Origin of the sequence: Oscillibacter sp. CAG:155 (assembly GCA_000436875.1) — a bacterium.
Classification (GTDB): Bacteria; Bacillota; Clostridia; order Oscillospirales; family Oscillospiraceae; genus Oscillibacter.
In genome coordinates this window covers 41,537-48,049 of sequence record FR890839.1, presented here as the reverse complement: position 1 = coordinate 48,049, position 6,513 = coordinate 41,537, and the positions used below count along the sequence as shown (strand labels likewise).

General features: G+C 58.5%; 7 protein-coding genes. 6 read left to right on the top strand and 1 reads right to left on the bottom strand.

The window, feature by feature from the left end:
• Positions 1–688: 688 nt before the first annotated feature.
• Positions 689–1,372, bottom strand: a complete 684-nt coding sequence (locus tag QZL67_RS01290) for a FadR/GntR family transcriptional regulator (protein ID WP_022288979.1) — start codon at positions 1,370–1,372, stop codon at positions 689–691.
• Between the two features lie 204 nt (positions 1,373–1,576).
• On the opposite strand from QZL67_RS01290, the gene QZL67_RS01285 reads away from it, so the two are divergent.
• From QZL67_RS01285 to QZL67_RS01260, 6 genes are all read left to right on the top strand, one after another.
• Entirely contained in the window at positions 1,577–2,260 is a 684-nt protein-coding gene (locus QZL67_RS01285; protein WP_022288978.1) for a hypothetical protein, read from the top strand.
• 36 nt (positions 2,261–2,296) lie between these two features.
• Positions 2,297–2,509, top strand: coding sequence for a 4Fe-4S dicluster domain-containing protein (locus QZL67_RS01280; protein ID WP_022288977.1), 213 nt, complete (start codon positions 2,297–2,299; stop codon positions 2,507–2,509).
• Between the two features lie 19 nt (positions 2,510–2,528).
• Positions 2,529–3,599 carry a 3-methyl-2-oxobutanoate dehydrogenase subunit VorB gene (locus QZL67_RS01275; protein WP_022288976.1) on the top strand — a complete coding sequence of 357 codons (1,071 nt, stop codon included), beginning with the start codon at positions 2,529–2,531 and terminating at the stop codon, positions 3,597–3,599.
• Between the two features lies 1 nt (position 3,600).
• On the top strand, positions 3,601–4,359 hold the full coding sequence (locus QZL67_RS01270; protein WP_022288975.1) for a thiamine pyrophosphate-dependent enzyme: 759 nt from the start codon (positions 3,601–3,603) through the stop codon (positions 4,357–4,359).
• Position 4,360: 1 nt separating this feature from the next.
• A complete protein-coding gene (locus QZL67_RS01265) occupies positions 4,361–4,897 on the top strand; it encodes a 2-oxoacid:acceptor oxidoreductase family protein (RefSeq protein ID WP_022288974.1) in 537 nt (178 codons plus the stop codon).
• A 465-nt stretch (positions 4,898–5,362) separates the two neighbouring features.
• Complete coding sequence (locus QZL67_RS01260; protein WP_022288973.1) at positions 5,363–6,439, top strand: branched-chain amino acid aminotransferase; 1,077 nt, start codon at positions 5,363–5,365, stop codon at positions 6,437–6,439.
• The last annotated feature ends 74 nt before the right edge of the window (positions 6,440–6,513 follow it).

Below are 6,513 nucleotides of genomic sequence, written 5' to 3'. Positions count from 1 at the left end.
GCCGTACAGTGCGGCGCCTACGAACAGGATCACGAGACCCACAACAAATGTTGCCATAAAACACACACTCCTTCTTTTTTTGGTTCTTGTGCTGATCCGGAAAAGCGGTTCCGCCGGAACCTCCTTTGCCGGTCGATTCCCCGCCAGCTGTATGAACGGCGGATGGGGGTCGGCTTGGCATTCCGCCCCACGGAATCTGCTGACCTTCGTTCCTCGCTCTCTGATACTCTCCCTTTTTATCACGCCCCGGATTGCACATCCGCTTTCCGGAACCTTTCGCTCCCCGCCCGTCTGGATCAGGAGGAGAACTCGCTCGGAACTTTGATTGCCATTTGGAATACTCCATCCAGTGTGGAGCGCCAGCCGAATTTTACCGGGCCCGGTGCCTTTGGAAATGGGGGTCCACCCTCTGCCGTCCCCGTTCAAATTCTGTTAGACATTATACACGTTCTTTCAGAATTTGTTAAGTAGTCTTTCGAAAATTTGTGTACAATTTGTGAATAACTCCCAGTGAATTGTGAATTTCGGCAAACGTTTCCACTGTTTTTTAAAATAAAATCTGTCGAAATATTTACTTTTCCCTGTTTAAATTGTGCATAGTGCACAGTCCTCACCCTTTTTTGACCCCTCAAACCCGCAAAAAGGGACCCGACCGCTCCGGTCGGGTCCCTTTGCTGTTCAGACAGGTTCAGCTTTGCAGGATATGCAACAGATGACGCATATGAATACTCATGGCATGGCGGGCCCCCGCCTCGTCCCGCCGCATCAGAAAGAACAGAATCTGCTGGTTGTCGCTGATGGCCACATTCTGCATATGCTGGCGGTTTTGAGAGAGCTGCATGATCTCATTGACGGCGCTGTTGATGATGGGATACAGCCGCCGCATATATTCGTTGTGGGACGCCTTGATGATTGCCCAGTGAAATTCCTGGTCTGCCAGCGGCCAGTCCCCACCCTCGGCAGCAATCCGTTCCATACGGTCTGCTTTCTTCTTAATCTGCCGCAGTTCCTCATCCGTGGCCCGCTGGCAGGCCAGGGCCACCGTGGCCGGTTCAAAAATGAGCCGCATCTCAAAAAGGTCCTTGGCCCGCACCCGGGATCGCACCCCGGCCAGCGCCGTCAGGTCCATGGTCCCAGCCGGCAGGGAATCCGCCACAAACGTCCCCTTGCCCCGGCGGATCTCCAGAACCCCCTGTGCAACAAGAAAGGAAATCGCTTCCCGCAGCGTGGTGCGGCTGACCTGCAGCGCATCACTGAGTTCATTTTCATTGGGGAGTTTGCTGCCGGGCTCATACCGTTTTTCCTCAACGATCATCTCGTACAGACGGTCTGCCGTCCGCTCCGACAGCTTTACCCGCTTTCCCTCCGCCATAACTTCCTCCTTCTCTCCGGACCGCCCGTTCCACCCGCCAGTGCAGGATCTTTCATGTAAGATGCCGGCGTGCGCCCTTCCTGCCGTTGTTTCCAAGAACGCTCTTGACATCATATACCTTTTGGAGTACAATGACATCATACAACAGAATAAGAAATAATACAACCACTATTTTGTACTTTTTTTGAAGGGGGGCCCTCTTTTTTGACCGCCAAAGAGATTTGCAGCCATCGCCTGACCATTGTTACCGGACACTACGGCACCGGCAAAACCGAGTTCTCCGTAAATCTGGCTCTGGCACTGGCCGGCGAAGGCGAACAGGTCATGATGGCTGATCTGGACATTGTGAACCCCTACTTCCGATCCCGGGAGCGGAAGGCTTTGCTGGAAGACGCCGGAATCCGGCTGATCTGTTCCTCGCAGGCCTGTTCTGACGCGGATGTGCCCGCACTGCCGGCGGAGGTCCTCACCATTCTGGAAAACCGGGATGTTCGGGGCGTTCTGGACATCGGCGGCGACCCGGTGGGTGCCCGTGTGCTGGCCCGATTCCGGCCCAAGATCCTCCAGGAGGATTACCAGCTCGTCTATGTACTCAATGCCAACCGTCCGGAGGTCCGGACACCGGAGAGTGCCATCTCCTATCTGCGTGCCATTGAGGCCACCACAGGCCTCACCTGCGGCGGCATCGTGAATAATACGCACCTGTGCGGCGAGACCACGGAGCGGGAGATTCGCAAAGGTGCCGACCTGGCGGAGCGCGTCAGCCGGGAGACGGAAATCCCGGTGCTGTGCCATGTGGCGGAGGAGCGCTTCGCCGACCATCTCAGTGACCTGCGGGAGCCTGTGTTCCCAATCACCATAAAAATGAAAAAGCCGTGGGAGATTTGACCCACAGGCAACAGGGGAAAGGAGGAGTATTCCATCATGACTGCCAAGGTAACGTTCAACTCCGACCGGTGCAAAGGCTGTGAACTGTGCACCACCGTGTGCCCCAAGCACATCGTCGCCATCGATCAGACGGTGATCAACCGCAAGGGGTATCACCCCGCCCATGTGACGGACATCACCCAGTGCATCGCCTGCGCCAGCTGCGCGAAGATCTGCCCGGATTCCATCATCACCGTGGAGAAATTCTGAAGCAAGGAGGTCATCAACCGTGGAAAAGGAACTTTGGAAAGGTAATGAAGCCATCGCCGAGGCGGCTATCCGCGCCGGCTGTGACTGTTTCTTTGGCTATCCCATCACCCCGCAGAGCGAGGTCCCCGAGTACATGTCCGCTCACCTGCCCAAGGCCGGCGGTGTGTTTGTTCAGTCTGAATCTGAGGTCGCGGCCATCAATATGGTTTACGGCGCCGCCGGCGCTGGTATGCGCGCCATGACCTCCTCCTCCTCCCCCGGCATCAGCCTGAAGCAGGAGGGCATCTCCTACATCGCCGGCGCTGAGCTGCCCTGCGTCATCGTCAACTGCATGCGCGGCGGCCCGGGCCTGGGCACCATTCAGCCGGGCCAGGGTGACTACTATCAGGCCACCCGCGGCGGCGGCAACGGCGACTACCGGACGCTGGTCCTCTCCCCCTCCAACGTGCAGGAGGCAGTGGACTTCGTGCAGGAGGCCTTTGACATTGCCGACCAGTATCGTAATCCCGTTATGGTGGTCATGGACGGCCTGATCGGCCAGATGATGGAGCCCATCGAGTGGCACGAGGTTCCCAAGCGGAATCTGCCTCCCAAGGATTGGGCCACTACCGGCCGGAAGGACCGCGATCACAACAACATCATCAATTCTCTGTATATGGACCCCGAGGAGTGCGACCGTCACAACGACCATCTGGCCGAGAAGTACGCCGCCATGGAGAGAGACGAGGTGCGCTGGTCTGAGACCGACTGCGATGATGCCGAAGTCGTCATCACTGCCTACGGCACGCCCGCCCGAATCGCTCTGACTGCCATCGAGACCCTGCGAGCCGAGGGGCTGAAGGTCGGACTGTTCCGTCCCATCACGCTGTGGCCCTTCCCGGAGGAGGCGCTGCGCAAGCTGGCCAAGTCCGATCATGTGAAGGCCTTTGTGGACGTGGAGATGAGCTCCACCGGCCAGATGATCGACGATGTCCGTCTGGCTGTGGAGGGCAGAAAGCCCGTCCATTATCTGGGTCACGCCGGCGGCGTGATGCCCACCGTGGAAGAGATGGTAGAAGCGGCCAAGAAGGCCTTGAAGGAGGTCAAGTGACATGGCAATCGTATATGAGAAATCCAAGGGCCTGACGGACGTCGAGCTGCATTACTGCCCCGGCTGCAACCACGGCATCATCCATAAGCTGGTGGCGGAGTCCCTGGTGGAGCTTGGACTGCTGGACGACGCCATCGGCGTGTGCCCCGTGGGCTGCTCCGTTTTTGCCTACAAATACTTCAACTGCGACATGCAGGAGGCCGCTCATGGCCGTGCGCCCGCCGTGGCCACCGGCATCAAGCGCACCCATCCCCATCAGGCAGTGTTCACCTACCAGGGCGACGGCGACCTGGCGTCCATCGGCGCCGCCGAGATCGTCCACGCCGCCATGCGGGGTGAGAAGTTCACCACCATTTTCGTCAACAACGCCATTTACGGCATGACCGGCGGTCAGATGGCCCCCACCACCCTGATCGGTCAGAAGGCCACCACCTGCCAGACCGGCCGTACCAAGGAGCAGGCCGGTATGCCCATCCGCATGGCGGAGCTGCTGTCCACGCTGGACGGTTGCGTCTACGCTGAGCGGGTCTGCGTCACCGACATCGCCAACATCAACAAGGCCAAGAAGGCCATCAAGAAGGCCTTCCAGAAGCAGATGAACGGCGAAGGCTTCACCTTCATTGAGGTCCTGTCCACCTGCCCCACCAACTGGGGCATGACGCCGCTGAAGGCTGTGGACTGGCTCAAGGACAACATGATTCCCTACTATCCTCTGGGAGTCATTAAGGAAGTCGCACCGGAAAATGCGGAGGTGAAGTAAGATGAAAAAAGAAATCATCATTTCCGGTTTCGGCGGCCAGGGCGGACTTGCCATCGGCAAAAACCTGGCGGAGGCCGGCATGGCCGAGGGTCTGAATGTCACTTGGGCTCCTTCCTATGGCCCGGAAATGCGCGGCGGCACCGCCAACTGCTCCGTGGTTCTCTCCGACAAGCCGGTGGGCTCCCCCGTGTTCGCCCATTCCACGGAACTCATCGCCCTCAACGAGCCCTCCCTGTCCAAGTTTGAGGCAGGTGTCGTTCCCGGCGGCTGCGTGTTCATCAACAGCGACGTGGTCACCGACAAGGTCTCCCGTTCGGATCTGACCGCCTACTACATCCCCTGCAACACCATCGCCGACGAGGTGGGCAACGCCAAGGTCAGCAACATGGTGATGCTGGGCGCCTATGTGGCCGGTACCAAGATTCTCAAGCCCGAGACCATCGAGGCTATGATTCAGGAGATGTTCACCGGCTCCAAGGCCAAGTTCGTTCCCCTGAATATCGAGGCCTTCCGCCGCGGCATGGCCTGCATCCAGTAAGCAGACGCATTTGTTAAGAACAAAGGGGGCCGGCAGGATCTCCCGCCGGCCCCTCTTTCCTTCCGTCCGAGCGCTCTTTCTGTGCATTTTACCGATTGACTTTGTACCACCGTCAGCGTATAAATGAAATAACGACATGGCGAATACGTCATCACGCAATGAACGGGATATACCGCAAGGATGGATTTCCTCCCTTCAGAGAGCTGCCGGCTGGTGTGAGGCAGCGGGAGGCACTTTGCCGGTCTCACCCGGGAGCAGCACGGCTGAACAGGGAGTTCTTTCAGTAAGCCGCGCCGGTCGCCCTCCGATACCGGGGCTTTGAGTGGCCGCCTCCACGGCGGCAATGAGAGTGGTACCACGGAAGTTTGACTTTCGCCTCTCCCGGACATCCGGGACGATGCGGAAGTCTTTTTGTTTTATCCCGACGAAAAACTTCAAAATTTGAAAAAAAGGGAGCGTTTTGACATGCTGGATATCAAAATCACAAAGACGACCACCCCGAAGGCCAAGCCCGCCGACGAGAGCAAGCTGGGCTTTGGTAAGATCTTTACCGACCACATGTTCGTAATGGACTATGACGCCGGTCAGGGCTGGCACGACGCCCGCATTGTCCCCTATGCGCCGTTCCAGATGGACCCGGCCTGCGTGGTGCTGCACTATGCACAGGAGATCTTTGAGGGCATGAAGGCCTATCGTACCGCCGACGGCAAGATCCAGCTGTTCCGCCCGGACTGCAACGCCAAGCGGTATCAGGACTCCTCCGAGCGGCTGTGCATTCCCCCGCTGCCCGTGGAGGACTTCATCCAGGCCGTCAAGGCCCTGGTGGAAGTGGAGAAGGATTGGGTCCCCCACACCGAGGGCTCCTCTTTGTACATCCGTCCCTTCACCTTTGCCGCAGATGTGGGCTTGGGCGTCCACGCCAGCCGCAAGTATGTTTTCTGCATCATCTGCGCTCCCTCCGGCGCCTATTACGCTGAGGGCATCAATCCCGTGCGCATCTATGTGGAAGACGAGTACATCCGTGCCGCTCCCGGCCTGACGGGCTTTGCCAAGTGCGGCGGCAACTACGCTGCTTCCATCAAGGCCGGTGAGATGGCCGAGGAGCAGGGCTTTGCCCAGGTTCTGTGGCTGGACGGCGTGGAGAAGAAGTACGTGGAAGAGGTCGGCAGCATGAACATCATGTTCAAGATCGACGGCAAGATCCACACCGCTCCCTGCAACGGCACTGTCCTGCCCGGCGTCACCCGCCGCTCCATTATCGAACTGCTGAAGGACTGGGGCTACGAGGTGGTGGAAGACCGTCTGGCTATCGCCGACGTGATGAAGGCCGGCCACGAGGGCAAGCTGGAAGAGGTCTTCGGCTGCGGTACCGCCGCCGTGGTCTCCCCCGTCAAGGAGCTGGACTGGAAGGGCGACAAGGTCTTTATCAGCGACGGCAAGATCGGCGAGATCACCCAGAAGCTCTACGATACCATGACCGGCATCCAGTGGGGCAAGATCCCCGACACCAAGGGCTGGATGGTTCCTGTCTGCCAGGGCTGAGCATTCTATTTCCACAGAAAAAGGAGGAGCCGTTGGCTCCTCCTTTTTGCGTATTGTTGAAATCCAGCCGGGCA